Raw genomic sequence first — 26,104 nt, 5'->3', positions numbered from 1 at the left:
GCGGTGACCAGAAATCACAGGACGTGTCGCCACAAGCACCCTTCGCCCAGGTTCGCCCCGACGACACGCCAGGTGGATTCGACGGTGGGGGCGGACGGAGGAGGACCGCCCCCGAGAAAAGTGACCACCGTCACACTCCGGTGAACTCCTCGACCCGGGCCTCGACCGCCTCCCGCTCCCTCGCGTGCAGTTCGATACCGAACACCTCGTGCAACACACGCCCCACCTCCCTCACAGTCACCTGCTGCTCCTCACGCGTTCCGTCCGGGGCCAGAGTGGTGAGAGTGGTGTCCGTGAGCACGTGCTGGACGCCCGGCCCGATCCGCTGCACCGTCAACCGCGTCAGGAAGGGCGAACGGGGATGGCTGGAGAGGTGGTGGCTGAAGATCTCGTAGTCCTGGGGCGCCATCGCGGCGGTCGTGAGGACGTACAGCGGACGCCAGGCACGGCCGTCGAACGAGCGCAGCAGCCACTCGTCGCCGCCGAGCTCCGAGACCCGGTCCAGGCGCAGGCCCCAGCCGCCCTGGACCTCCTGGTGGCCGTCGGCCAGCGGCAGGGGCTCCAGCGGCCCGCCACCGCCGAAGCCGGCGTCCACCAGCCACGGGCGCCCCTCCAGGTCCACACGCAGCAGGCAGTGCGTGGACGGGCGGGGGCGCCCCGGCCGGCCGGACACCACCCGGGCCGAGAGCCCGGTGACGGCGAACCCGAGCCGGTCCAGCACGGCGGCCAGGAGCAGGTTCTGCTCGTAGCAGTAGCCGCCCCGCCGGGCGCGGACCATCCTGTCCACGAGGGCGGGCACGTCCAGCCGTACCGGCTCCCCCGTGAGCGGCCGGAGGTTCTCGAAGGGGATGGCGGCCAGGTGGGCCCGCTGCACGGCCCGCAGCGTGTCACGGGTGGGCGGCAGGGCGCCCTCCAGGCCCACCCGGGCCCGGTAGGCGTCCAGGTCGACCTCGCCCCCGTGCCAGAGGTCCCGGTCGGTGAAGAGGCGCGCGGGGCGGGGCGCCGGGGGCACCCCGGCGCGGTCGCGGGAGGTGTCGTCTGCCATGCCCCGGCCAACCGTCGGACGGGTGCGGCCATTCCGCGGCGGGACGCCGGCACACGTCCCCGAGCCGCCGGGCGCCGCCCACCCGCCCCGGGGAGTGCCCGGCAGGAGTCGGCCGCCCGCGCGCCGGCCCGGTCCCGGACACCGCCGCACCCCCGCAGGGGTGCGGCGACGGCCGCCGGAAGGACCCGGGGCGCCCCGGGTCCGGAGCGCGCCGCGGGAGAGGCGCCGCCACCGCGCACGGCGCCCTCAGCCCGCGCCTCCCGCCTCCGCGCGGACCCGGCCGGTCCCGTCGGCGGCCGCCCAGTGGCAGGCCACCCGGCGTTCGGCCCCGCCCCCCAGGACCGCGGGGTCCACGGTGCGGCACAGGTCGGCGACGCCCGCCCGTTCGGCCTCTCCTGAGGCGAGCACCGGGCAGCGCGGGTGGAACCGGCACCCCGGCGGCACCTGCTTGGGGTCCGGCGGCTCGCCCGCCAGGACCACCGGCTCGCCCTCGCCCGCATCGGGCAGCACCGACAGCAGCGCGCGTGTGTACGGGTGGGCGGGTGCGGCCAGGACCTCCTCCACGGTGCCCAGCTCCACCACGCGCCCGAGGTACATCACGGCGACGCGGTCCGCGATGTTCCACGCCAGTCCCAGGTCGTGCGTGGCCACCAGGGCGGACAGACCCAGTTCGTCCCGCAGGTCCAGGAGCAGGCGGAGGATCTCGCCGCGCACTGACGCGTCCAGGGACGCGACCGGCTCGTCGGCCACCAGCACCTCGGGGTCCAGGACCAGGGCCCCGGCGATCACCACGCGCTGGCGCTGCCCGCCGGACAGCTCGTGCGGATAGCGGGCGAGGAAGCGCTCCGGCGGGCGCAGGCCGGCCCCGGAGAGCGCTCCGGCGACCCGTTCGGCCTCGTCCGCCGTGGTGCCCTCGTGGATGCGCAGCCCCTCGGCCACGGACTCGTAGACGGTGCGGCGCGGGTTGAGCGAGCCGGTGGGGTCCTGCTGCACGAGCTGGACCCGGCGCCGGTAGGCGCGCAGGTCCCGGGAGCCGTACCGCATCGGCCTGCCCTCGAACACCACGACGCCCCCCGTGGGCCGCTCCAGGCCCAGCAGCACCCGGGCCAGGGTGGTCTTGCCGCAGCCCGACTCCCCCACCAGCGCCACGATCTCGCCCGCCGACACGTCGAGGTTGACGCCGTCGACGGCGCGCGCCGTGCCCTTGCCCCCGCCGGGGGCGAACCCGGCGGCGAAGGCGACCTCCACTCCCCTGGCGCTCAGGATCGGCTCGGGCGCCTCCCCGCCCCCGGAGGCGCGGGGGGCGTCGCGGGGGTCGGTCTCGGTGGTGCTCAAGGGCGCGTCTCCTCGGTGGGGGCGGCGGTCGGGATCACGGGGTGCCCCCGTCCCGGGCGGTCGTCAGGGGTCTCGCGGGGCCCACGTGCACGCACGCCGCATGGCGCGCGGAGTTCCCGGCGGGGTCGGGGTCCACCGGCCACAGGGGCGGGTCGACCGTGGCGCAGACCGTCTCGGCCACCGCGCAGCGGGGTCGGAAGACGCAGCCCGGAGGGGGGTCGGCCGGATCCGGCGGGTCCCCCGGCAGGCCCCGGGGCGCCAGGCGCGAGGCCGGGTCGCCGATGCGGGGGAAGGCCGCGCTGAGGGCGCTCGCGTAGGGGTGGGCGGGTTCGTGCACGACCTCGCGGGCGGGGCCCTGCTCCACGACGCGGCCCGCGTACATCACCGCGACCCGGTCGCAGGTGGCCGCCAGGACGGACAGGTCGTGGCTGATCATCAGCATGCCGATGCCCTGTTCGGCGACCAGGCGCTTGAGCAGGGCGAGGATCTGCGCCTGGATCATCACGTCCAGGGCGGTGGTGGCCTCGTCCGCGATGACCAGGCGGGGCTCGCAGGCCAGGGCCATCGCGATCATGACCCGCTGGCGCTGTCCGCCGGACAGCTGGTGGGGGTAGTCGCGGGTGCGGGAGGCCGGGAGGCCCACCTGTCCCAGGAGCTCGGCCACGCGCCCGGGGATCCGGTTCGCCGGCACGGTGCCGTGGATCGCCATGGGCTCCGCGATCTGGTCACCGATCCGCTTGACCGGGTTGAGGGAGTGCATGGCGCCCTGGAAGACGATCGCCGCGCCCACCCAGCGGACCGCGCGCAGTCGGCCCCACCGCATGTCGAGGACGTTCTCCCCCTCCAGCAGGACCTGACCCCCGATGCGGGCGCTCTCGGGCAGCAGGCGCAGCAGCGCCAGGGCGACGGTCGACTTGCCGCTCCCCGACTCCCCCGCCAGCCCCAGGGTGCCCCCGGGGTCGAGGGACAGGTCGACGCCCCGGACGGCCGGGACCTCGCCGTGCCCGGCTCGGTAGGTGACGTGCAGTTCTCGGACGTCGAGGAGGGAGGTCAACGCTGCTCCCGGAGTCGGGGGTTGATGACGGACTCCAGAGCGCGTCCGCACAGGGTGAAGGAGAGGGCGACGGCCGCGATGGCCAGGCCCGGCGGGATCATGTACCACCAGATCCCGGAGCTGATGGCCCCCGCGGTGCGGGCGGCCTCCAGGATGCCGCCCCAGGAGATGGTGGTGGGGTCCCCCACCCCCAGGAACGCCAGCGTGGACTCGGCGATGATCGACGTGGCCACGAGGAGGGTGGTCTGGGCGAGCACCACCGGCATCACGTTGGGCAGCACGTGCCAGGCCATGACGTGGGTGTGCCCCCCGCCCAGGGCGCGGGCGCGCTCCACGAAGGGTCGCGCCTCCACCGCCAGGGTCTGCGCCCGCACCAGGCGGGCCGTCGCGGGCCAGACGGTGAGGCCGATGGCGACGATGATGGTGCCGGTGCCGCGCGGCAGCACCGCGGCCAGCGCCACGGCCAGGACCAGGGTGGGCAGCACCAGGAACCAGTCGGTGACCCGCATGAGCACGGACGACACGACCCGTCCGGCCGGGCCCCCGGACGCGCCGAAGTGCCCGGCGGTCACCCCGACCAGCGTGCCCAGGACCACGGAGACGACCGTGGCCAGGAAGCCCACCGTGAGGGAGACACGGGAACCCCAGATGATGAGGTCGAGGACGGACCGGCCGAAGTTGTCGGTGCCCAGGGGGAACTCGGCGCTGGGAGGTTCGTAGGCGGCTCCGGGGGCGCCGGTAACCGTCAGCTCGGCCTGGTCCACCAGCAGGGGTGCGGACAGCGCCAGGAGGACGATGGCCGAGAGGGCGAGGAGGCCCACCAGCCCGGCACGGTTGCGGGTGTACTCGCGGGCGAACCGGCGCAGGGCCTCCGCGCGGCGGCGGCGTGCCAGGGCCCGGGGCGACACGGGTGCGCCGCCCGCGCCGTTCGCCCCGCCGGCGTCTCCGCCCGGTGCGTCGGCGCCGTGTTCCTCGGTGTCCGCGCTCATGGGCGCACCCTGGGGTCGAGCAGCGGGTAGACCAGGTCGGCGAGGAGGTTCATGAGGATCACCGAGGCCGCGAAGACCACGAACAGGCCCTGGACGAGGCCGAGGTCGGGGACGCGCAGGCCGGAGTAGAAGAGCTGGCCGAGTCCGGGCCAGGAGAACACCGTCTCCACGAGGATCACTCCGGACACGACCTGGCCGAGGTTGAGGAAGATCAGGGTCACCGTGGGCAGGAGGGCGTTGGGGACCGCGTGCCTGCGGCGCACGAGGGCGTCCCGCAGTCCCTTGGCCCGCGCCGTGGTGAGGTAGTCGGCGCCCCTCTCGTCCATGAGGGAGGAGCGCATGATCATGAGGTACTGGGCGTAGATCACGGCGACCATGGTGGTGATGGGCAGCACCATGTGCCAGGCCGTGCTCAGAGCGGTCTCCACGGGGCCCGTCGCCGCGGGGTCCACCATGCCGCCGGTGGGGAACAGGCCGGGCATGAACCCGCGCCCCGAGGCGAGCGCCACGATGAGCAGCAGTCCGAGCCAGAACGTGGGCACCGACCAGAAGAACAGGGCGACGGCGCTGTTGGCCCGGTCGGACCGGCCGCCGGGCCTCCACCCGGCCCGGACGCCGAGGAGGAGGCCGAGGAGCGCGGCGATGACCGTGCCGGTCCCCGCGAGCAGGACCGTGGGCCCGAGGCGTTCGAGGATGAGCTCGGTGACCGGCTCGCGGAACTGGAAGGACGTGCCGAGGTCGAGGCGTAGCAGGCCCGTCAGGTAGTCGAGGAACTGCTGCCAGAGGGGCTGGTCGAGCCCGAACTGGCGGCGGAGCTCCTCGCGCTGCTCCGCCGTGACCTCGCGGCCCTCGGTCATGGCGCGGACCGGGTCGCCGGGCAGGATGCGGAAGAGGAAGAACCCGGCCACGACCACGGCCAGGAGCGAGAACGCTGCGGTCGCCAGGCGTCCGGCGACGTAGCGCGCGATCCTGCCCGCGCGGCCTGGCCCGGCGGGGCCCGCCGGGGCGGGGGCGCCGGGCGCCTCCGCCCCGGCCGGGGCTCCCGGGGTGACGGGGTCGCTGGTCACTCGCGGTCCTCCACGGTGGCGCGTCGGCGGAACAGGACGAACCCGCCCGCGGCCAGGAGCACCAGCACGGCCGCCCCGATGCCGATCCAGACCCCGGTCGAGGGCCCGGAGGGGCCGTCCTCGTCCGAGGCGACCGGCTGGGCGGACCAGAAGGCCCAGTAGCCGTCCTGGCCCCAGATGTTGCCCCCGGGGTCCGGCTGGATCTGCATGTCGGTGATCTGGTCGGTGCGGTACGCCTCCCGGATGTCCGGGTAGGCCAGCACGTTCACGACGGCCTCCTCGTAGAGCACCCGCTGGAGGTCGTGGATGATCTCCGCGCGGGCGGTGCGGTCGTACTCGGCGAGCTGGGCCCGGTAGAGCTCGTCGTACTCCTCGTCGCAGAAGTAGGCGTCGCCCTGCATGCTGCCCGGCTCCTCGGGGAGCGCGTCGCAGGTGTGGATGCTGAACACGTAGTCGGGGTCGGGGTTGACCGTCCACCCGGTGAAGATGAGGTCGTACTCGGCCGCGAAGAGGGCGTCGCTGAGGACGCCCGGGTCGACCGTGAGGTTCTCGACCTCGATGCCGATGTCGGCGAGGCGCTCGACGATGACCAGTCCGGCGTTGACGTTGTCCGGCCGGTCCTGGTGGACGTGCATGCGCAGTTCGAGGCGGTCGCCGTCGGGCGAGACCCGCACGCCGTCCTCGCCCCTCTCGTAGCCCGCCTCGTCGAGCATCGCGTTGGCGGCCTCCGGGTCGAAGGAGAGCGTGGCCTCGTCGCCCTCGGGCGACCAGTGGTAGTCGCTGTAGCGGGCCGGGATGTAGCCCCCGGCGGCGGTGGCGCGGCCGCCGTGCGCCTTCTCGACGATCTCCTCGTTGTCGATGGCTCTGACGATGGCCCGGCGCAGGGTGGCGTCGGCCAGCGCGGGGTGCCCGTCGCCGAACTCCTCCCCGTCCTGGGTGCGGGCGCCGGGGTTGACGGTGAAGGCCTGGAACCGCTTGCCGGCGGCGAAGTTGACGGCGATGTCGTCGGCGCCGTCCAGGGAGTTGGCCTGGGCCTCGGTCAGCTCGTAGACGAGGGAGACCTCGCCGCTGCGCAGGGCCTCGACGGCGGCGTCCTTCTCGGAGTAGTACCGGAAGACCAGGTCGGAGAAGCCCGGGGCCCCGCGCCAGTGGTCGGGGTTGGCCTCCAGGGCGATGTGCTCGCCGCGGTGGTGCTCGGTGAGGACGAAGGGGCCGCTGCCGACGGCGGGCAGGTCCTCACCGGTGTAGTCGGCGAAGTCGTCGCCCTGCTCCTCCAGGACGGGTTCCCAGACGTGGCGCGGCACGATCGGCACGTTGAGGGATGTCATCGTCGCCTGGGGCTCCTCCAGCTCGATCACCACCGTGTGGTCGTCCTCGGCCGTGACCGTGTCGAAGCCCGACACGTAGTTGCCGTTGGCGATCGCCGCGGACTCGTTCTCCATGATGGTGGTGAAGGTCCACGCGACGTCGTCGGCGGTGAGGGGTTCGCCGTCGCTGAAGGTGACGCCGTCGCGCAGGTGGAAGGTCCAGGTGAGGCCGTCCTCACTGGTCTCCCACTCCTCGGCCAGGGCCGGCGCAGGCTCGTTGGTCACGGCGTCGACCGTGACCAGGGAGTCGTAGACGTGGTCGAGGATGTTGGTGGTGACGGCCAGCTGGGCGGTGAAGGGGTTGAAGGAGTCGACCTGCTGGGAGATGGCGACGGTGAGCGTGTTCGCCTCGTCGGCCGGCTCCGCGGCGGCCGGGGCGACCGCGGCGGCCCCGACGAGGAGCAGTGCCGCACCCGTGGTCGTCACTCGCAACGGGAGGCGCGGGGAGGGGGTGGGGGGAGGGCGATGGGAGTACATGTCTGCCCCTGTCGGGTTCGTGGGGTCGGTGGCGCGGGGAGGTCGACGGTGCCGGGTCGGTGTCACGCCACCCGGGGGTTGTTGGTTGTCTACCAACGGACGTGGATTAACGTCAATGACCTCCGAGGAGCGCCGTGACATCGAAATACATTCGCGGCCGGACTCCGGCGCAGCGGGGTTTCAGGTGCGCCGGGTGAAGAATGGGCCGGACCGCAATTACTCCTGATTCGCGGTGCTTGTGATACTCCGCTACGGTTCCCGCCATGATGGGGCACTCGCACGCACTGAGTGGCGTGGTCGGCTGGATGGCGGTCGTTCCGCTGGTCCAAGGCGCAGAATTCCTCGGGCTCAGTTTCGAACTCGGCCCGGGAGAGATCATCGCCGGTTCTCTCGTGTGCGCGGGGGCGGCCCTGCTGCCCGACCTCGACCACAAGAGCGCCACGGTGACCAAGACCTACGGCAAGGTCACCGAGGTCCTGGGCGGCATGCTCGGGTTCCTCTTCGGCGGTCACCGCATGGGGACGCACTCGTTCTTCTTCGCGATCCTCATGGGCGTGATCGTCCAGCTGCTGGCGCTGTGGTCCGAGATGGCCGTCCAGGTCTTCGTGTTCCTGCTCATCGGCATCGCGCTCCAGGGACTGGGTTTCGGCCTGGACAAGAACCGGGTCGCGTCCGGGGTCATCAACGCCCTGGCGACGGCGGGGATCACCCTGGCCCTGTTCACCGCGGGCGTCAACTACACCTGGCTGGGCCTGGCCGTGGCGTTCGGCGTGATCCTGCACTTCTTCGGCGACATGGTCACCAAGATGGGCGTGCCGATCTTCTGGCCCCTGTGGAAGAAGCGCATCGGCCAGGGCAAGGGGTTCGTCACCGACGGCCCCGTCGAGCAGAAGGTGGTGACCCCGCTGCTGACGGTGGGCGTCATCGTGGGCTCGGTCTACCTCTTCGACTGGCCCGCCATCCTCCCCGAGTACTAGACAGGGCGCCGGGCCCGTCCCGGCCGCCCGGGCCCGGACCCGTCCCGGGGGCGATCGCCCCCGGGACGGGTTTTCCCGTTCTCCGGCCCCGGCGACCGCTCACGGATTATGCTCCTGGCCGACACGCTGCGTGTCCTCCTCGGCACCGCGCCGGTGCCCGGACCCGGAAGGTCTGCCATGAGCGCCACCGACCAGCTGCTCGCCAACGCCCGCGCCCGCGCCCGGGGCCTCCCCCAGGGCGACCACGCCTCGCCCCCCGCACTGGGCCTCGCCGTCGTCGCCTGCATGGACGCCCGGCTCGACGTCTACAGGGTCCTCGGCCTGTCCGAGGGGGACGCCCACGTGATCCGCAACGGGGGCGGGGCCGTGACCTCCGACGTGCGTCGGAGCCTGGCGATCAGCCAACGGCTCCTCGGCACGCGGGAGATCGTGCTCGTCCACCACACGGACTGCGGCATGGCGGGCTTCACCGACGACGACTTCAAGCAGCAGATCCAGGACGAGGTGGGCATCAGGCCGGACTGGGCCGCCGAGGCCTTCACCGACCTGGACACCGACGTGCTCCAGTCGATCCGGCGCATCGAGGTCGATCCGTTCATCCCCTGCACCGACCGGGTGCGGGGCTTCGTGTACGACGTCGTGACCGGCGAGCTCCGTGAGGTCCGCCGACCGGGGTGACCTCCGCTGGCGGGCGGGGCCGGTACGCGCGGCCCCGCCCGCCGGGGCCGCGCGCCGGACGGTCGCGTCCCTCCCCCGGCCCCGCCCGCCGGACGCGGGGCGGCGTCCACAGGCGCGGGCGGGTACTGGGCCGCGCGGCTCCCCTGGCCTAGGCTGGCCTCCGTGACACGAACCACAGAGGGTCTCGGCCCGGAACTCCACGCCTACGTCGTCGCCCACAGCGAGCCCGTCGACGACGTCCTCGCCGACCTCGCCGAGGAGACGGCGGAGCTCTTCCCCTCGCACAAGGGCATGCAGATCGGCCCCGAGCAGGGGGCGTTCACCACACTCCTCACCCGGATCTGCGGGGCTCGGGACGTCGTGGAGGTCGGCACCTTCACCGGCTACTCCTCGATCTGCCTCGCCCGCGGCCTCCCCGACGACGGCACCCTGCTGGCCCTCGACATCAGCGACGAGTGGACGTCCGTGGCCCGCCGCTACTGGGAGCGCGCCGGGGTCGCCGACAGGATCACGCTCACGCTCGGACCCGCGCTGGACTCCCTGCGCGCCCTCCCCCGCGAGCCCCTCTTCGACCTGGCCTTCCTGGACGCCGACAAGGAGGGCTACGTCGCCTACTGGGAGGAGCTGGTCCCCCGGCTGCGTCCGGGCGGCCTGGTCCTGGCCGACAACACGCTCTCCCACGGACGCGTCGTGGACCACGACAACACGTCCGCCCACGTCCAGGGCATCCGCGACTTCAACGACCGCCTGGTCGCCGACGACCGCGTCACCCAGGTGCTGCTGCCCGTCGGGGACGGGCTCACGCTCGCGCGCAGGAACTGACACGCCCCCCGCCGCCCCTGCGGGCGGCAGGGCCCCGGCGGATCGCGCGCACCTTCGGTAATGTCCAGTCCCATGCGCCTGCTGCACACATCGGACTGGCACCTGGGCCGCTCCTTCCACCGGGAGAACCTCATCGACGCCCAGTCCGCCTTCCTCGACCACCTCGTCGGCACCATCCGCGAACGCGGGATCGACGTGGTGGTCGTGGCCGGCGACCTCTACGACCGCGCGCTGCCGCCGGTCGACGCCGTCCGCCTCTTCGACCGGGCGCTCGGCCGCATCCGCGCCACCGGCGCCCGCGCCGTCCTCATCAGCGGCAACCACGACTCCCTCGCGCGGATGTCGTTCGCCACCGGTCTCATCGACGCCTCCGGCGTCCACCTGCGCAGTTCCCTGGACGGCGTGGGGACCCCCGTCCTGATCGAGGACGAGCACGGCCCCGTCGCCTTCTACGGCATCCCCTACCTGGAGCCGGAGGTCGCACGCCACCACTGGGACCTGCCCGAGCGCGGGCACGCGGCGGCCGTGGGCCACGCCATGGACCTCGTCCGGGCCGACCTCGCGGAGCGCCCCGGGACCCGCTCGGTGGTGCTCTCGCACGCCTTCGTCACCGGCGGCGAGCCCTCCGACAGCGAGCGCGACATCTCCGTCGGGGGCGCCTCCAACGTCCCGGCGTCGGTCTACTCGGGGGTGGACTACGTCGCGCTCGGCCACCTGCACGGGAGGCAGACCATCACCCCCTCGGTGCGCTACCCGGGCAGCCCCCTCGCCTACTCCTTCTCCGAGGAGCACCACGTCAAGGGCTACTGGGTGGTGGACCTGGACGCCGGCGGCCTGGCGGGCGCCGAGTTCGCGGAGGCGCCCGTCCCCCGGCCGCTGGCCCGGATCCGGGGCAGGATCGAGGATCTGCTCACCCGGCCCGAATGGGAGGGGTACACCGGCCACTGGCTCCAGGTCACCCTCACCGACCCGCGCCGCCCGGCCCACCCGATGGACCGGCTGCGCGAGCGCTTCCCCCACACCCTGGTCCTGGAGTTCGCCCCCGAGGGCGGCACCCCCGACACGCGCCCGGTCGCCGCCTCCGTCGCCGACCGCAGTGAGCGCGAGGTGGTCGCCGACTTCGTGGAGTGGGCCCGGGGCACCCCCGCCACCCCCGAGGAGCAGGCCCTCGTGAACACCGCCGTCGAGCAGGTCCGTCTCCAGGAGGGGATGCGCTGATGCGCCTGCACACCCTCACCCTCCAGGCGTTCGGCCCGTTCGCGGGCACCGAGGAGGTGGACTTCGACCGGCTCGGCGCGGGCGGCCTCTTCCTCGTCCACGGCCCCACCGGCGCGGGCAAGACCTCCGTGCTGGACGCGGTGTGCTTCGCCCTGTACGGCAGCGTCCCCGGCGCCCGGGGCAGGGACCGCTCCCCCCGGAGCGACCACGCCCCGCCGGACCGGCGCCCCCTGGTCACCCTGGAGTTCACCGTCGGGGGGCGCCGCGTCCGCATCGAGCGCAGCCCCCGCTGGGAACGGCCCAAGAAGCGCGGCACCGGCACCAGGGTCGAGAACGCCAAGGTCGTGGTCCTGGAGCACTCCGGCGGCCGCTGGACGGACGTCACCACCCGTCCCGACGAGGCTGGCCAGTTCGTCGGCGACCTGGTCGGGCTCACCCTCGACCAGTTCTGCCAGGTCGCCATGCTCCCCCAGGGCGACTTCGCACGGTTCCTGCGCGCCAAGTCGGACGAGCGGCGCGACTCCCTGGAGCGGATCTTCAACACCCGCGTGTTCCGCGACGTCGAGGAGTGGTTCAAGGGGCACGCCAACAAGCTGCGCCACGAGGTGGAGTCCGCCGGCGACGAGGTGCGCTCGGTCGCGGGGCGGATCGCCGAGGTCGGCCGGTCCACCGCGCCCGAACTGCCCGAGGAGCTGACGGCGTGGGCCGCCGAACTGGCCGCCGTCACCGGCGCCACCGCGCTGGACGCCGTCCCCGTGGCCGCCGAGTTCACCGCCGCGCGCGACGCCGCCCTGCGCGCCCTGGCCGACGGGCGGGAGCTCCGCGCCCGTCAGGAGCGGTTGGCCGCCGCCCGGGACCGGGCTGCCCGGCTCGCCGGGCACGCCGACCGGCGGGCCGGGCTCGACGCCCGGCTCGACGCCGCCGAGCGCGCCGAGTCGGTGCTGCCCTTCCTGCGCGCCCGCGACAGCCGACGCACCGACCTGGACAAGGCCGAACTGGCCGTCGCCGACCACCTGTCCCTGGTCGCCGGGCTCCCCGGGATCGGCCGGGCCGTGTCCTCACCGCCGTCCGTGCCGGAGGCCGCCGGCCCGGACGCCCCCGGCACGGAACCGCTCCGGCCCCAGGAGGCGCTGCGCGCCGCCGAGCAGGAGCGCCGCGCCGAACTGGCCCGCCTCGAGCACCTCCGCGGGGACGCCGGGCGGCGCCGCGCCCTGGGCCGCTCCGTCGACGAGCTCACCGCGCGCCTGGACCGCACCCGCGAGGAGTCGGCGCGCCTGCGCGAGCGGGCCCTCTCCCTGCCTCCCCGGGTCGAGTCCCTGACGGGCGAACTGCGCCGGGTCCGCGACCTGGCCGGGCAGGTGGAGTCCGCCGGAACCGCCCTGGCCGCCGCTGAGCGCCGCCGGGAGGCGGCCGCCGCGTACGAACGGCTCGGCCGCGAGCTGGAGGAGGCCGAGGCCCGGTGCCGCCGCGCCGTGGACGCCGCGCAGGCCGCACGCGAGCGGGCCCTCGCGCTGCGTGAGCGGCGGATCACCCACATGGCCGCCGAGCTGGCGTCGGGCCTGGCCGAGGGGGCCCCGTGCCCGGTGTGCGGGTCGGCGGAGCACCCGCGTCCCGCCCTCCCCTCGGACGGGGACCTGGTCACCGCGGAGGAGGAGCGTGTGGCGCAGGCCGCGGCGGACGACGCCGCCTCCCGCCGCACCGCGGCCGAGAGCGACGTGGTGGCGTTGGGCGAGCGCCGGGCCGCGGCGCTCGAACGCGCCGAGGGCCTCACCCCGGAGTCCGCCCGGGACGAGGTCGGGGAACGCGCGAGGGAGCTGGCCGACGCCCGCGCCGCCGCCGGCGAGGTCCGCCGGGTGGAGGAGGCGCTCGAACAGCTCGAGGCCGAGGTGGAGCGGATCCGCGCCCGGGAGGGGGAGCTGACCCGGCTGGAGGCGGAGGCCGGGACCGAGCTGGAGAGCGCGGCCCGGGAGCACGGGAGGCTGACAGCCCTGCTCGACGCGGCGCGCGGGGGCGATCCGGGGCTGGAGGAGCGGATCACCAGGCTGTCCGGGGAGGCCGACCTGCTGCGCGCCGCCGCCGAGGCCGCGAACACCCGCGACGGCGCAGCCGAGGAGTACCGGTCCGCCGTCGCCGAGGCCGAGCGGTACCGGGCCGAGGCCCGCTTCGCCGACGAGGCCGGGGTGTGGGAGGCGGCCGTGGACGAGCCGCAGCGGCGCGCCCTGCGCGAGCGCGCCCGCGCCTTCGACGACGAGCTGGCCGCGGCCCGGGCCGCGCTGGCCGATCCGGAGCTCCTCGCCGCCGACGGCCCGGCCCCCGACATCGCCGCGCTGACCGCCGGGGCCGAGCGGGCCTCCGCCGCGGCCGACCGCGCGGTCGCCTGGCGGAGCATGCTGGAGGAGCGGGCCCGGCGCCTGTCCGCCCTCCGCCGGGAGCTGCGGAGCCGGATGGAGGGCAGCGAACCGGTCCTGCGCCGCTACGCGGTGGCCGAGGGCCTCCGCGGCCTGGCCGCGGGCACCTCCGGGGACAACACCGACAACGTCCGCCTGTCCGCGTACGTGCTGGCCGCCCGCCTGGAGCAGGTGGTGGCGGCGGCCAACGGCAGGCTGCTGACGATGTCGGACGGCCGGTACGAACTCCGCTACACGGTGGACAAGGCCGCGGGGGACGGCCGTGCGCGGTCGGCGGGCGGCCTGGGCATGCGGGTGGTCGACGCGTGGACGGGGGTGGAGCGCGACCCGGCCACCCTGTCGGGCGGCGAGACGTTCTTCAGCTCACTGGCCCTGGCGCTGGGGCTGGGCGACGTGGCCGCCGCCGAGGCGGGCGGCGCCGACATCGACACCCTGTTCGTGGACGAGGGCTTCGGCACCCTCGACGAGGACACCCTGGAGGAGGTGTTGGACGTGCTGGACCGCCTGAGGGACGGCGGGCGGGCCGTGGGCGTGGTCAGCCACGTCGCCGACCTCAAGCACCGGGTCACCACCCGGTTGAAGGTGGTCAAGGGGCCCTCCGGCTCGCGGGTGGAGCACACCGGCTGACCGGGCGTCCGGGGCCGCTTCCCGGACGGGGGCGGACCCGGTTCCGTCCCCTGGCGGAGGACGCCCGTTCCGGCGGCCGGGTGCGGGGCGGGGGCCGAGCCCCGCGCGCACGCCGCCCGGCCGCGCCCGGGGCGCTCCGTCCACGCGCACCCCTCGGCGGGACGGGCCCCGCACCCACCCCGGGTCGGCGCACCCGCGCGGCGGTGCGACAATGACCAGCGTGAATTCGCTGGTGGACATCGCTGTGTTCGGAATCGTGGGCGCCATCATGATGGCGGCCCTCATCGGTCTGCTCCTCGTGGTCTCGGGGAGCGCTCGCGGGGCCTCGCCCCGGGTACGGGTGGCGTTCGGGGCCGCCTCCGTGGTGCTGCTGGTGGCGCTGCCGACGCTCACCGCCGCCAACACGCTGTCCTCGGGCTCCGGTTTCTGGGTGGCGTTCGCCACGGCCACCTGTGTGGTGGCCGTCGTGTACGCGGTGAACGTGGCGATGCTGCCGGTGGTGGCGCGCCGCCGGGCCGCCGCCACGGGCGAGACCGCCCTCGCGTCGCTGCGGCCGTCACCGCCGGTCCTGGCCGCGGGCCTCCTGATCTGCCTGGCGCTGGGACTGCTGGGCGCGGCCGTGGCCGCCCTCGTCGTCTGAGCCCCGCCCCTCCCCGCACCCCGTGCCCCGCGCCCGTCGGCGCGGGGCACCCGTCGTCCGGGCCCGGCCCCGCGACGGGGCTCCCCTGGCCGACCGCGGACCCGCCCGTCACGCCCCCGGACACGACGGCGGGGGCGCACCGGGTGGTGCGCCCCCGCCTCCGATCGGGTCAGCGGCCGTTCGCGGCGGCCGGGTCGTCGTCCGCGGCGCCTTCTCCGGCGGACTCCTGTGCCCCCCGTTCGTCCTTCCCGTCCCGCCCGTCCCGCTCCGTCCGGTCGGCGGGGTGGTCGGAACCGGCGGCGTCCGGCTCGTCGGCGTGCGCCGTCGCGGTCCCCGGGGAGGCCGGGCCGCGCGAGCGGCGGTCCAGTTCGGCCAGGTAGGCGTTGTAGTCGTCCATGTCGGCGTCGTCCGAGCCCCCGCGGCGGCTGTGGCGCTCCCTGCGGCGCTCCTGCTTCTCGTCGTCGCGGGACCACTGGACCACGAGCGTGAGCATCACCAGGAGCGTGGGGATCTCCCCGAGCGCCCAGGCGACCCCGCCGCCCGCGTACTGGTCCTCGGCCAGGCCGTCCAGCCACGGCACGTCGAACTGGCTGTAGAAGTCCATGGCCATCGGGGCCGACTGCATCATGATCGAGATGCCGAAGAAGGCGTGGAAACCCATCGCGAGCAGCAGGAGCAGGATGCGCAGCAGGTAGGGCATCTTCCTCGGCGCCGGGTCGACGCCCACGATGACCCAGTAGAAGAGGAAACCGGTGACGAGGAAGTGCGCGCCCATGAACAGGTGACCGAGGTGGTCGTTCATCAGGGTCGGGAAGAGCGGGGTGAAGTACAGGGCGTAGGGGCTGAACACGAACAGCGGCGCCGCCACCGCGGGGTGTGTCACCACCTTGGAGAAGCGGCTGTTCAGGAACAGGTTCAGCCACTCGCGCGGCCCCCGGTCCCCGCGCTGCCGGGCGGGCTTGAGCGCGCGCAGCGCGAGCGTGACGGGCGCTCCCAGCACCAGCAGGATCGGGGTGAGCATCGACAGGGTCATGTGCTGGATCATGTGCGTCGAGAACAGCACCATCGCGTAGGTCGCGAAACCGCTGAGCTGGATGACGACGATCGACAGCAGACCCGCCCCGAACGCGACCGTGCGCCCGACGGGCCAGGTGTCGCCGCGGCGCAGCAGCCGGGTCACCCCCGCCGCGTACAGTCCTCCGGCGACGACCACGAGCATGATGAAGAACAGGTCCGGACGCCACAGGGTGAGCAGCGTCTGCACGCTCATGGGCGGCGGGACGGGGAAGCCGAGGATGGCGGCGGCGGGGTCGACGGTGCCCTCCAGCGGCGGGGGCGGGGCGGTGCGCCCCAGGCCGACGGAGACACCGATGACGGTGGCCATGACGAGCACCTCGACCAGGGCGATGCGCAGGAACGAGCCGCGCCGGAACTCCGGGCCGCCGGCCCCCTTGAGGGCGAACTCGCGGTGCATGTACCCGAACGCCCCCAGGACGCCGAACAGGATGATCTTCACCAGGATGATCAGCCCGTACTCGGTGGTGACGAGCTCGGCCGGTGAGGAGAGCCGGGCCAGGGCGCTGGCCGCGCCGCTGACGGCGACACCGATGTAGGCCCACAGGGCCAGGCGGCTGAACCGGTGGGCGGCGACCGCCGGCTCCTGGGCGTCCCGGCGCACCGCGTGGTAGGTGACGGCCGCCAGCCCGCCCACCCACACGCTGATGGAGACGACGTGCATGGCGAGCCCGGTCACGGCGAGTTCATGGGCGCCGGAGGAGGCGGAGTGGCCGGTCAGGGCGGGCGGCGTGGTGGCGACCAGGGCGAGGACCAGGAGCCACAGGCCCCCGGTCGCCGTGGTCGCCGTGCGGCCGAAGAGGGCGATGCCGGTCGTCAGCAGGATGACGAACATGAGCGCGATGCCGCCCGAGACCGCCCCGGCGTACGCGGTGACCTCGTCGACGCTGACCTGGCCGATGGTCCTGGCCAGGAACTCGGAGGCCTGGAAGTAGAGGGTGGCCACGGCCGCGACGGCCCAGACGAGGGCCGCCCAGGTGGCTCCGCGCACGTAGGAGGCCGCCTGCGGGGTGAGCCTGCCCTGGCGCGAGGGCAGCAGGACCGCGGCGAGCAGGAGGAGCCCGATCGCGACCACGGCCGAGCCGTCCATGGCGACCTTGGCCAGCGGCATGCCCCACCGCACGGCCTCGCCCGCGTCGGGGAGGCCCGGGATGACCTCGGGGAAGGCTGCGCCGCCGAGGACCAGGGTGAGGCTCAGCCCCGTGAGTCCCAGGACCGCGGCGGCCACGGCGAACAGGGGCACCCGCCCTGTGCCCGGAGCGTCGTCATGGTGCTCCGGGGAGGAGGATGTCGCATTGTGTGCGAGTGGAGCCACGCGGCACTCCGTCGTCGATGTCGTTCGGTTGGCTGGTCGGAGCCCTCGGTTGTGGCCGCCTCGCCGCCGCACGGTCGGCTCCGGCAGGGGCTGTGCACGGAGGAGCACCTCGCCCAAGGTTAAACGGTCTACTACACGGCGTCGGACTGGGGTTCGCCCGGACGGCCCCCGCGACCGTGCGGCCCTCCCGCGCCGCGGGGCGCCGCCCCCGGGCCGGCCCCCGCTGCGCGCGGGCCCCTGTTGTCGGGTTCTCCCCTTCCGGCCGGGCTCTTCGCGCTACGCTCGTGAACCAGTCGTGACGACGGTCTCACTCCTCCTCGCGTTCGTCCCCCGCTCCCACGATCCCCCCGCGGATCCCGTGTCCCAGCAGCACTCTCTCGTCGCGAGCGTACGAAGGAGACGGCGATGACCGAGTTCGACAGTGTGGTCCGCTCCAGGCGGGTGGTCACCCCCGAGGGGGTCGTGCCCGCCTCCGTCGCCGTCCGCGACGGCCGCATCGAGGCCGTCGCGGACCACGGTGCGCGCCTGCGCGCGCGGCAGGTGACCGATCTCGGTGACGTGGCCCTGCTGCCCGGGGCCGTGGACATCGGCACCGGCGTACACGTGCCGGGCCGGGGGCTGGCCGAGTCCTACCGCCTGGTGGGACAGGCGGCGCTGAGGGGCGGTGTGACCTGTGTGGTCGCCGCCCCGGCGCCCGCGCGCCCGGCGATCACGTGCGCCGAGGCGCTGCACGCCCACCAGCTGGCGGCCGCGGGCTCCGCGGTGTCCGTGCGCTTCCTGGGAGGGGTGACGAGCGGCACCAGTCCGCTGGACCTGGCCGACCTCCAGGCGGCGGGCGCGGTGGCGTTCCACTGCTCCCTGTCGGACGGGGGGTCCCCGGACATGGCGGCGATGAGCGACGCCCTGCTGCGCAAGACGATGGCCGAGCTCACCGCGTCGGACGCGGTGCTGCTCGTGCACACCGAGGACGCCCGCGAGCTGGGGTCCCCGCCGGTGTCCGCGGAGCAGCGGCCGCCCCGGGCGGAGCGCCGGGGGATGGAGCGGGTGATCGCGGCGGCGCGCGTGGTGGGGGCGCGCACGCACGTGTGCCCGTTCACGGCGGCGGACTGCGCGGCCCTGCTGGCGGCGGCGGAGTCGATCGGCGTGGCGATGACGGCGCACACCTGCCCGCACTACCTCTGCCTGCCCGCGGAGGGGCTGGCCCCGTCCTCGCCCGCGCACGGCTGCCGTCCACCGCTGCGCTCCGACGCCAACCGCAGGGCGCTGTGGAGCGCCCTGCTCTCGCAGGGCTCGGCGATCTCCACGATCGGTTCGGGGCACCTGCCCTCCCACGGCCTGTACACGCTGGAGTGGAGCCTGTCGGCGCTGTGGACGGCGGCGCACCGGCGCGGGCTGGGCCTGGCGGACCTGGCCCGCTGGACGTCGCGGGCCCCGGCGGAACTGCTGGGGCTGGACGGCAAGGGTCGGATCGCGGCGGGGTTCGACGCGGACCTGGTCGCCTTCGACCACGCCCGCGGGGTGGCGGTCCCCCCGGCCGACCCGAGCCCGTACGCGGGTAGGGAGCTGACCGGCCGGGTAGGGCGGGTGTGGGTGTCGGGACGCGAGGCGGCGACCGGGGACGACCGGTAGCCCTCCCCCGGGGAGGCCGCCGCGGGTCCTGGACGGCACCGGCGCACCCTCGTGTCACACCCCACACACCGCCCTTACACGGTGTCAACAAGAACGCCGAGAGACATGCATGTTGGCGATAGCGCCGGAACGCCTTCGCAGTTCACAGTGGGGCTATCAACGGAGATACCAGTGGAGGAACCGTGCGCATCGGCGTGCCCCGTGAGATCAAGAACCACGAGTACCGGGTGGCCATCACTCCCGCGGGAGTCCACGAGCTGGCCGGCCGGGGCCACGAGGTGGTCGTCGAACGCGGCGCCGGCCTGGGCTCCTCCATCTCCGACGAGGAGTACTCCGCGGCGGGGGCCCGCATCCTGGACACCGCCGACGAGGTGTGGGCGGCGGGCGACCTCGTCCTGAAGGTCAAGGAGCCGGTCCGGGAGGAGTACCACCGGATGCGCGAGGGGCAGGTCCTCTTCACCTACCTCCACCTGGCCGCGTCCCGGGAATGCACCGAGGCCCTGCTGGAGCGGGGGGTGACGGGCATCGCGTACGAGACCGTGCAGCTGCCGGACGGAACCCTGCCGCTGCTGGCCCCGATGTCCGAGGTGGCGGGGCGGCTGGCACCCCAGATGGGGGCGGTGACGCTCCAGCGGCCCAACGGCGGCCGCGGGGTCCTGATGGGCGGCGTCCCGGGCGTGCGACCGGCGCGGGTGACCGTGATCGGCGGGGGCGTCTCCGGCCTCAACGCGGCGCAGATCGCGGTGGGCATGGGCGCCGACGTCACCGTGCTGGACCTGAACGTGAACAGGCTGCGCCACGTGGACGCGCTGTACCGGGGCCGGATCAGGACCGTGGTCTCTAACGCGTTCGAGCTGGAGCACTCCGTCCTGGAGTCCGACATGGTGATCGGCGCGGTGCTGGTGCCGGGCGCCCGGGCGCCCAAGCTGGTGTCCAACGAGCTGGTGTCGCGGATGCGGCCCGGGGCGGTGCTGGTGGACATCGCGATCGACCAGGGCGGCTGCTTCGAGGACTCCCGGCCGACCACGCACGACGACCCGACGTTCCGGGTGCACGACACGGTGTTCTACTGCGTGGCGAACATGCCGGGCGCGGTGCCCAACACCTCCACCCACGCGCTGACCAAGGACACCCTGCGGTACGCGGCGGCGCTGGCGGACAAGGGCTGGCGCCGGGCCCTGCGCGAGGACGACGCGCTCGCCGGGGGGCTCAACACCTTCGGCGGCGAGGTGGTGTACGCGCCGGTCGCGGAGGCGCACGGCCTCAAGCACCGGAGGCTGGACGAGGTCCTCGCCGCCGGCTGAGCGCTCTCGCCCCTCCCCGCGCCCTTCCGGGCCGTCCCCGTCCGAGCCCGTCCGGCCGGGGGCGGCCCGGACCCGTGCGCGGGGACGGGAACGGGAGCGGGGGCGGACCCGTATGTGGGACGGCGGGCGAGCGCGGAGACGGGAGCGGACCCGTACGCGGGGCGGGGACGGCAGGCGCCCGTCCCCGGGGCGCCGCCGCGGGGAGCGCACACCGGTGTCGGCGGCCCCCGGGGACCCCCTGTATCCAAGGAAACCCGGGAACCCGCCGCGGCGCCAGGCCGTCCGTCCGCCTGTGGACGGCGCGGGCGCGCACCGCGTTCCGGGGACCGGGGCGGGTCCCCGACCGGGCCCGGCCGATGGGAAGGACCACGCGGTTCGGGGTGGTCGGGCAGGTCGGGCGCGGGTACGGTCGGGAGGAAGGCCCGCGTCCGCCCGCCTGGGACGGACGACCTGCGGGAGGACGAACACCGAGGTGGGGACAGCGTGGCACACACCGGCTCGGCGACCGCGACACGGATCGTCGAACTCGAGCTGATCCGACTGCGGCCCGCGCCCGGCGGGCGGAGCGCCGACACCGACGGCCCCGTCCTCGTCAGAGTGGCCGACGGCGAGGGGGTCGGCGGCTGGGGAGAGCTCCCCGCCGCCACCGGGGCCCAGTGGGAGGCCCTGACCGCCGGGTTCGCCCCGGCCCTGCTCCGGCACACGTGGAGGCGCCCCACCGAGGCGGGCGACGCCTGGGCCGACCTCCCGCGGGATCCCGCTGTGGCGAACGCCCTGGACACCGCCTGCTGGGACCTGTGGAGCCGACAGCGCGGGACTCCGCTGTCGCACGCCCTCGGCGGTGAGCGCACCGCGCTCACCGCGGGGGTGACCCTGGCCCGCCAGGTCACCCTGGAGTCGGTGGTCACGGAGGTGAACCGGCAGGTCGGTTCGGGTTTCCGGCGCATCAGGCTGGAGGTGGAGCCGGGGTGGGACGCCGACGTGGTCCGGGCCGTGCAGACCAGTTTCCCGTTCCTGGTCCTCCAGGTGGACTGCGGAGGCCGCTACACGGAGTCGCCCGCCGACCTGGACTCGCTGCGCGCCATGGACGGGCTGGGCCTCCTGGCCGTCGAGGACCCCTTCGCTCCGGGCGACCTGGCCGCCCACGCGCGCCTGGCCTCGGAGCTGCGCACCCCTGTCGCCCTGGGCCGGGGGCTGTCGTCGGTGGAGGACCTGGACGACGCGATCCGCGCCGAGGCGGGCGGGGCCGTCAACGTGGACCCGACCCGGTTGGGCGGGCTGACGTCCGCCCGGCGCGCGGTGGACCGCGCCGTGGACGCGGGCTGGCAGGTGTGGTGCGGCTCGTCGGCGGCGACCGGGATCGGCCGTGCGGCCGTGGTCGCGCTGGCGTCCCTGACCGGGGCGGCCCTCCCCGTGGAGATGCCCGGCGCCGGGAACCGCAGCCGCGACCTGGTGGTGCCGCCGGTGCGCGCCCATGACGGTGTGGTGCCGATCCCCTTGGCGGAGAGCGGGCTGGGACACGGGGTGGACCGGGCCGCGGTGGCCGACCGGACCGCGCGGTCCCTGGTGGTGGACGCGGACGGGCCGCGCGAGGTCCGCGCCGCGCGCGAGGCCCGCGGCCGACGCCGCTGACCCCGCGCCGGGCGGGCGTGCCCGCGGTCCCCGCAGCGCCGCTCCGCACGCGGCGGGGCGCTGCGGCGGAGGGCGCGCACCTATAACCGAACGCCGTTAGGTAGAGTTGCGGCACCGTCCGGCCCCGACCCCCGGACCCGACGTGACAGTGGAGGCGCGGTGCGCGTATTCGCCGACATCAACGAGGTGCTCTCAGCCGAGGGCGAGCACCTGGGCCACACCGACTGGGTGACCATCGGCCAGGACCGGATCTCCCTCTTCGCCGACGCGACCGAGGACCACCAGTGGATCCACGTCGACCAGGAGAGGGCGGCCGACGGCCCCTTCGGCACCACCATCGCGCACGGGTTCCTGACCCTGTCGTTGCTGGCCCACTTCTCCCAGTCGATCATCTCGGTCACCGAGAAGCCGAGCATGTCCGTCAACTACGGGCTGAACAAGGTGCGGTTCCTCCAGCCCGTCGCGTCCGGCTCCCGCGTCCGCGACGGCGTGGAGATCGTCTCCGTCAAAGAGACGCCCAAGGGCTACCTGGTCTGCACCCGGCACACCGTGGAGATCGAGGGCTCCGAGCGCCCCGCGCTCGTCGCCGAGTCCCTCGGCCTCTGGGTGCCCTGACCGCGCGGGCCCCGGGCTCCCGGGGTCCGGACCGGACGCGCCCCGGGGCACGGTGCCCGGGGCGCGTCCGTCGCGGTGCGCGGCGGCCCGCCCTCAGCGGGCGATCCTGCGCAGGATGCGGCGCCCCAGGCCGGGGGTGAACCAGCGCAGTTTGCGCTCGGCCCGCTCCGCGCGCCTGCGGAGCCTCTGCGCCTCGGCACGCGCCTGGTTCAGCTGGTGGCGGAGCGCCTCGGCGGAGTCCTCCGCCCGCTCCTCGTCCGCGGGACCGGCCCCGTCCGCCACCACGAAGGCCTGCGCGGACGCCCACTGGACGCCGAACAGCTCCTCGACCAGCTGGTCCAGCTCCTTCGGCTCCGCCTCGGGCTCCAGGTGGCGGGCGCGGGCGAACGCGGACGTGCGCTCCAGGCGCAGCACCCCGTCCCCCGCCCGCGTGGCGCCCGGCAGGGGCGCGCAGAACAGGCCGTCGCCCCGCCGGTCCAGCAGCGCCACCAGGTTCGCGACGGCGTTGTCGCGCGGTTCCGCCCCGGCGGGGACGTGGAGGCGGAAGGGCACCCGCGGGTCCTCCTCCGGGTCGCCCTCGGTGAAGCGCACCCGGGGATCGCCCCGGAAGGTCTCCCTCACCAGGCGCAGGTCCAGCCGCTCGTCGTCCAGCGGGGAGCGCCGCCCCTCGTCCAACACGCCCCACGGACCGCGCAGCCACAGCCGCACGTCCGGCGTCGTGCCCCGCAACAGGCCGGAGGCGGTGGTGTCCGCCTCCTCCAGGGTGGCCTCGGCCACGTCGAGGACGATGTCGACCCGGGGCACCTCCCACTGCCGGTCGGGGCGCTTGTTGCGCAGGTGGAAGTCCGGGACCCGGTTGGAGACGTAGGGCCCCCGGTACCGCGTGCCCCTCTCCTTCTCCTGCTGCATCTGGGAGCGGCCCAGGTGCCAGCTGCTGGTGTCCGGGTCGGGGACGAACACGGCGCCCCGCTGGGCCAGGCGGTGCCCCAGCTCGCTGTCGCCGCCCAGGATCAGGTCGGCGTCCATCCCGCCCGCCGCCTCGAACAGGGTGCGGTGCAGCGAACCCGTGGCCCCGACGAACACCTTGAAGGCCCCGTGGTGCGCCGTGCGCAGGCCGTCGGTGCGCTCGACGACCTCCTCGATCCAGTGCGTGTCGGCGGTCTCCCGGTCGAACAGGTCGGCCGCCCGCCCCGCCCGCACCTGCTCGGCCACGTACTCCGGGTCCAGCGCCTCCGGGTCGAAGTCCACGAACAGCTTGTGCCCCAGGACCACGGCGTAGTCGAGGAGGTGGTGCCACCGCATCTGCGACTCGACGTGCTCCCGGTACACCAGCATGTCCGAGTCCAGGCGCAGCACGACCGCGCCCTCGGACGCCGCGGCGCCGGTGTTGAAGGCGTGCCCCGACCCCCACCCGCCCGGAGCCGACACCAGCAGCCGCGTGTTCTCCGGACGCACCCGCGGCAGCTCCAACGGCTCCGGAGAACCGTCGTCCACCACGACCACCTCCATCAGACGCGACGGATAACTCTGCGCCGACAACGACGCCAGCACCATCGCCAACTTCTCCGGATGACCGTGCGCCGGAACCACCACCGACACCGACAGCGTCGGCTCCCACCCCCCCAGAACCGGCGGCACGAGCGGTGAGTAGTCGTTGCGGTACAGCCTGGGCTGCACCGCGGGCGCCGGGTCGGTCGGCGCCGTCCCCTGGCCCTCCGGCCCGCCGGCGCCGCGCCCGGCGGGTACCTCCTTGCTGGAGGCGCTGTCTGAGGTGGTCAACTGTGTCCCCCCGAGTGCTCGGTGTGCGGGGCGGCCCGGCCGAGCGGCTCCGCTTCCCCCTCCATGAGGGAGTTGGGCCGCCAGCCCGACCACTGCTTGGTGTGGTTGCGCAGGAAGTAGCCCAGGTCCACCTCCCACGTGTGTCCGGCTCCCGCCCTGCGCAGGAGGTATCCGAGACCGTGGGTGCGGTAGATGCGGCCGCCGGCCTGCCGTACGGCGAGCAGGAACTGGCTGTCGATCGCCCGGGGCAGCGGCCGGAAGCCCCCGACGTCCTCCAGCACCACGCGGTCGGTGAGGATGGTGCTGCCGACCACCTGGGCGTTGGGGAACTCCGACCGGTAGCTGCGCCACACGGTCAGGTCGAGCTCCTGGAGGTAGGTGAAGTTCTGGCTGATGCCCACGACGTCGGCCCCGGAGTAGGCCCTGGACAGCATCAGGTCGGAGAGGTGTTCGGGGCCGTACCAGTCGTCGTCGTCCCACTTGGCGACGACCGTGCCGGAGGCCCGGTCCACCGCCTCGTTCATCACCGCGCCGAAGACCTTGTCCCCGTCCGCCTCGTGCACGGTGATGGCGTGGCCGAGGGCGGAGAACCCGCGTACGGCCTCCTCCACCGGGGGCAGGGAGGCGGAGAACCCGTGCAGGGCGAGGACCACCTCGAACCTGACGTGGCGCTGCCGGGCCACCTGGGCGAGGGCGAACCCCACCAGGTCGGGGCGCCGGGTGCACAGGACCACGGAGACCAGCGGGTCCGGGACGACGGGGATGCCCGCCTCCTCGGCCAGTGCGCGCCACCTGGTCCGCCGCCCGTGGGCGCGCAGCGCGGCGCGGCGCAGCCGGATGCTGTGCTCCTCCCGCGCCAGGCCGTCGAGCATGTCCTCCTCCTCGGCGGAGGTGAGGAGGTCGGTGAGGGGCTGTCCGAGTCCGGCGGCCCACGCGGGCACGGGGCCGCTCACCAGCGGGACCCCGCCCGCGGCGAGGGAGGCGACCGCCCTCACCGCCGCCGCCGGCCCGGCGTGCCCGGACCAGTCCACCCGGACGACGCGCAGGTCGCGGATCCGGTCCAGGTCGACGTCGGTGAGGCCGCCGTCGGCGGGCACGGTCACCAGGACGTCTCCGTCGGTGCGGATGACGGCGCGCGATCCGTCGACGGTCAGGTCCGCGACGGGGCCCTTGGTCCTCTTGTTGAAACCCATGGGGTTGACGAGGCGCTCGTCGATCGGGGCGACGGCGCTCACCGGGTCGGGGCCCCGGACCCTGAGCGCCGCGGCCGGGCCGTCGGTGTCGACCCGGGACTCCCACGAGTCAGCCCCGGTGGTGGAGCGGTCCAGCGCGGGGACGGCCACGTCCTCCCACAGCGGCAGGGAGGCGCCCTCCTCCGTGCGCAGGACCAGGTCGGCGGCGGGTGTGACCCGGATCAGCGGAACCGGCCCCACCGGACCGACCGGCGTGGCCTCCGGGTCGCCCGGGCTCCACAGGTGCGCCTGCGGTCCGTGGAGCCCGGCCCGGATCCCGCTCCCGGGGCCCCTCCGGCGTCCTCGCCCGCCGTGGAAGACCGCTGCGAGCGCCGGCGCGACGTCGGTCCCGCTGGGGAAGAAGAGCTCGCACACCCATCCGCCCTTCTCCGCCCTGCGCACCCGCAGCTCGTGAAGGTCGTTCCACTCCTCGATGCCGGGCGGTGAGGGGGCCAGGCCCCCGTGGTGGCCGGGGATGTTCGCCACGGCCACGAGGAGGTGGACGGCCCGGGGCAGGTGTGCGGCGAGGGTCACGGCCCTGCGCAGGTCGGTGAGGCTGGCGGCGACGACGGCGACCAGGCCGACCGCGGGCCGGCCCCCGTCCCCGCCGGTCCCTCCTCCGGGGAGCACCGGCTCCCCCACCGGGTGGGTCCCCAGGTCGAGGAGGAGGTCGTCGGGCCGCAACCGCAGGGAGGCGAGTTCGTCGAGGACACCGCCCCCGGCTCCGATCCGGCACAGTACGGCGCGCTCGTCACCGCGTGTGCGCAGGGCCTGGCTGATGGCGGAGGTGATCATCGGGCGACCTCGGTGAGTTGGGTGC

Annotated in this window: 19 protein-coding genes; 10 read left to right on the top strand and 9 right to left on the bottom strand. The window is 74.7% G+C overall.

Features of this window, described 5'->3' with window-relative positions; all coding sequences use genetic code 11:
* Window positions 1-130: 130 nt before the first annotated feature.
* The 6 genes from ACFQBR_RS00785 to ACFQBR_RS00760 all read right to left on the bottom strand — a co-directional run bounded on the left by ACFQBR_RS00785 (window position 131) and on the right by ACFQBR_RS00760 (window position 7,334).
* Window positions 131-1,045, bottom strand: a complete 915-nt coding sequence (locus ACFQBR_RS00785; protein ID WP_344185377.1) for an arylamine N-acetyltransferase family protein — start codon at window positions 1,043-1,045, stop codon at window positions 131-133.
* Between the two features lie 246 nt (window positions 1,046-1,291).
* Window positions 1,292-2,380: an ABC transporter ATP-binding protein gene (locus ACFQBR_RS00780; RefSeq protein WP_267946048.1), complete on the bottom strand. Its 1,089-nt coding sequence runs from the start codon at window positions 2,378-2,380 to the stop codon at window positions 1,292-1,294.
* Between the two features lie 34 nt (window positions 2,381-2,414).
* Window positions 2,415-3,434, bottom strand: coding sequence for an ABC transporter ATP-binding protein (locus tag ACFQBR_RS00775; protein ID WP_267946049.1), 1,020 nt, complete (start codon window positions 3,432-3,434; stop codon window positions 2,415-2,417).
* Complete coding sequence (locus ACFQBR_RS00770) at window positions 3,431-4,423, bottom strand: ABC transporter permease (protein WP_344184391.1); 993 nt, start codon at window positions 4,421-4,423, stop codon at window positions 3,431-3,433. The genes ACFQBR_RS00775 and ACFQBR_RS00770 overlap by 4 nt, the downstream gene beginning before the upstream one ends.
* Complete coding sequence (locus ACFQBR_RS00765) at window positions 4,420-5,490, bottom strand: ABC transporter permease (RefSeq protein ID WP_267946051.1); 1,071 nt, start codon at window positions 5,488-5,490, stop codon at window positions 4,420-4,422. The genes ACFQBR_RS00770 and ACFQBR_RS00765 overlap by 4 nt, the downstream gene beginning before the upstream one ends.
* Window positions 5,487-7,334, bottom strand: coding sequence for an ABC transporter substrate-binding protein (locus ACFQBR_RS00760; RefSeq protein ID WP_344184392.1), 1,848 nt, complete (start codon window positions 7,332-7,334; stop codon window positions 5,487-5,489). Before ACFQBR_RS00760 ends, ACFQBR_RS00765 begins: the two co-directional genes overlap by 4 nt.
* Before the next feature lie 263 nt (window positions 7,335-7,597).
* Between ACFQBR_RS00760 and ACFQBR_RS00755 the strand changes: the two genes are divergently transcribed.
* The 6 genes from ACFQBR_RS00755 (at window position 7,598) to ACFQBR_RS00730 (ending at window position 14,704) form a co-directional block, all read left to right on the top strand.
* A complete protein-coding gene (locus ACFQBR_RS00755) occupies window positions 7,598-8,311 on the top strand; it encodes a metal-dependent hydrolase (protein ID WP_267946053.1) in 714 nt (237 codons plus the stop codon).
* 177 nt (window positions 8,312-8,488) lie between these two features.
* Complete coding sequence (locus ACFQBR_RS00750; RefSeq protein ID WP_344184393.1) at window positions 8,489-8,989, top strand: beta-class carbonic anhydrase; 501 nt, start codon at window positions 8,489-8,491, stop codon at window positions 8,987-8,989.
* Window positions 8,990-9,151: 162 nt separating this feature from the next.
* Window positions 9,152-9,811, top strand: a complete 660-nt coding sequence (locus tag ACFQBR_RS00745) for an O-methyltransferase (RefSeq protein WP_344184394.1) — start codon at window positions 9,152-9,154, stop codon at window positions 9,809-9,811.
* A 60-nt stretch (window positions 9,812-9,871) separates the two neighbouring features.
* Window positions 9,872-11,029, top strand: a complete 1,158-nt coding sequence (locus tag ACFQBR_RS00740; protein ID WP_344184395.1) for an exonuclease SbcCD subunit D — start codon at window positions 9,872-9,874, stop codon at window positions 11,027-11,029.
* On the top strand, window positions 11,029-14,064 hold the full coding sequence (locus ACFQBR_RS00735) for an AAA family ATPase (protein WP_378551719.1): 3,036 nt from the start codon (window positions 11,029-11,031) through the stop codon (window positions 14,062-14,064). The genes ACFQBR_RS00740 and ACFQBR_RS00735 overlap by 1 nt, the downstream gene beginning before the upstream one ends.
* A 211-nt stretch (window positions 14,065-14,275) precedes the next feature.
* The gene (locus ACFQBR_RS00730; RefSeq protein ID WP_267946057.1) at window positions 14,276-14,704 is read left to right on the top strand and encodes a hypothetical protein; all 429 of its coding nucleotides are present in this window, start codon (window positions 14,276-14,278) and stop codon (window positions 14,702-14,704) included.
* A gap of 169 nt (window positions 14,705-14,873) precedes the next feature.
* On the opposite strand, the gene ACFQBR_RS00725 is transcribed toward ACFQBR_RS00730, so the two are convergent.
* Complete coding sequence (locus ACFQBR_RS00725) at window positions 14,874-17,093, bottom strand: bifunctional copper resistance protein CopD/cytochrome c oxidase assembly protein (protein WP_344184397.1); 2,220 nt, start codon at window positions 17,091-17,093, stop codon at window positions 14,874-14,876.
* Window positions 17,094-17,498: 405 nt separating this feature from the next.
* Between ACFQBR_RS00725 and ACFQBR_RS00720 the strand changes: the two genes are divergently transcribed.
* The 4 genes from ACFQBR_RS00720 (at window position 17,499) to ACFQBR_RS00705 (ending at window position 22,273) form a co-directional block, all read left to right on the top strand.
* Window positions 17,499-18,722: an amidohydrolase family protein gene (locus ACFQBR_RS00720; protein ID WP_344184398.1), complete on the top strand. Its 1,224-nt coding sequence runs from the start codon at window positions 17,499-17,501 to the stop codon at window positions 18,720-18,722.
* 182 nt (window positions 18,723-18,904) lie between these two features.
* Complete coding sequence (gene ald, locus ACFQBR_RS00715; RefSeq protein WP_344184399.1) at window positions 18,905-20,026, top strand: alanine dehydrogenase; 1,122 nt, start codon at window positions 18,905-18,907, stop codon at window positions 20,024-20,026.
* A gap of 483 nt (window positions 20,027-20,509) precedes the next feature.
* Entirely contained in the window at window positions 20,510-21,658 is a 1,149-nt protein-coding gene (locus ACFQBR_RS00710) for an enolase C-terminal domain-like protein (RefSeq protein ID WP_344184400.1), read from the top strand.
* Between the two features lie 159 nt (window positions 21,659-21,817).
* The gene (locus tag ACFQBR_RS00705) at window positions 21,818-22,273 is read left to right on the top strand and encodes a MaoC family dehydratase (RefSeq protein WP_267946062.1); all 456 of its coding nucleotides are present in this window, start codon (window positions 21,818-21,820) and stop codon (window positions 22,271-22,273) included.
* 93 nt (window positions 22,274-22,366) lie between these two features.
* On the opposite strand, the gene ACFQBR_RS00700 is transcribed toward ACFQBR_RS00705, so the two are convergent.
* Complete coding sequence (locus ACFQBR_RS00700) at window positions 22,367-24,052, bottom strand: glycosyltransferase family 2 protein (protein ID WP_352982850.1); 1,686 nt, start codon at window positions 24,050-24,052, stop codon at window positions 22,367-22,369.
* The gene (locus ACFQBR_RS00695; RefSeq protein WP_344186777.1) at window positions 24,049-26,079 is read right to left on the bottom strand and encodes a glycosyltransferase; all 2,031 of its coding nucleotides are present in this window, start codon (window positions 26,077-26,079) and stop codon (window positions 24,049-24,051) included. Before ACFQBR_RS00695 ends, ACFQBR_RS00700 begins: the two co-directional genes overlap by 4 nt.
* Between the last annotated feature and the right edge of the window lie 25 nt (window positions 26,080-26,104).

It is taken from the genome of Nocardiopsis tropica (assembly GCF_042660575.1).
Lineage (GTDB): Bacteria > Actinomycetota > Actinomycetes > Streptosporangiales > Streptosporangiaceae > Nocardiopsis > Nocardiopsis tropica.
This window is presented reverse-complemented; position numbering and strand designations above follow the sequence as displayed.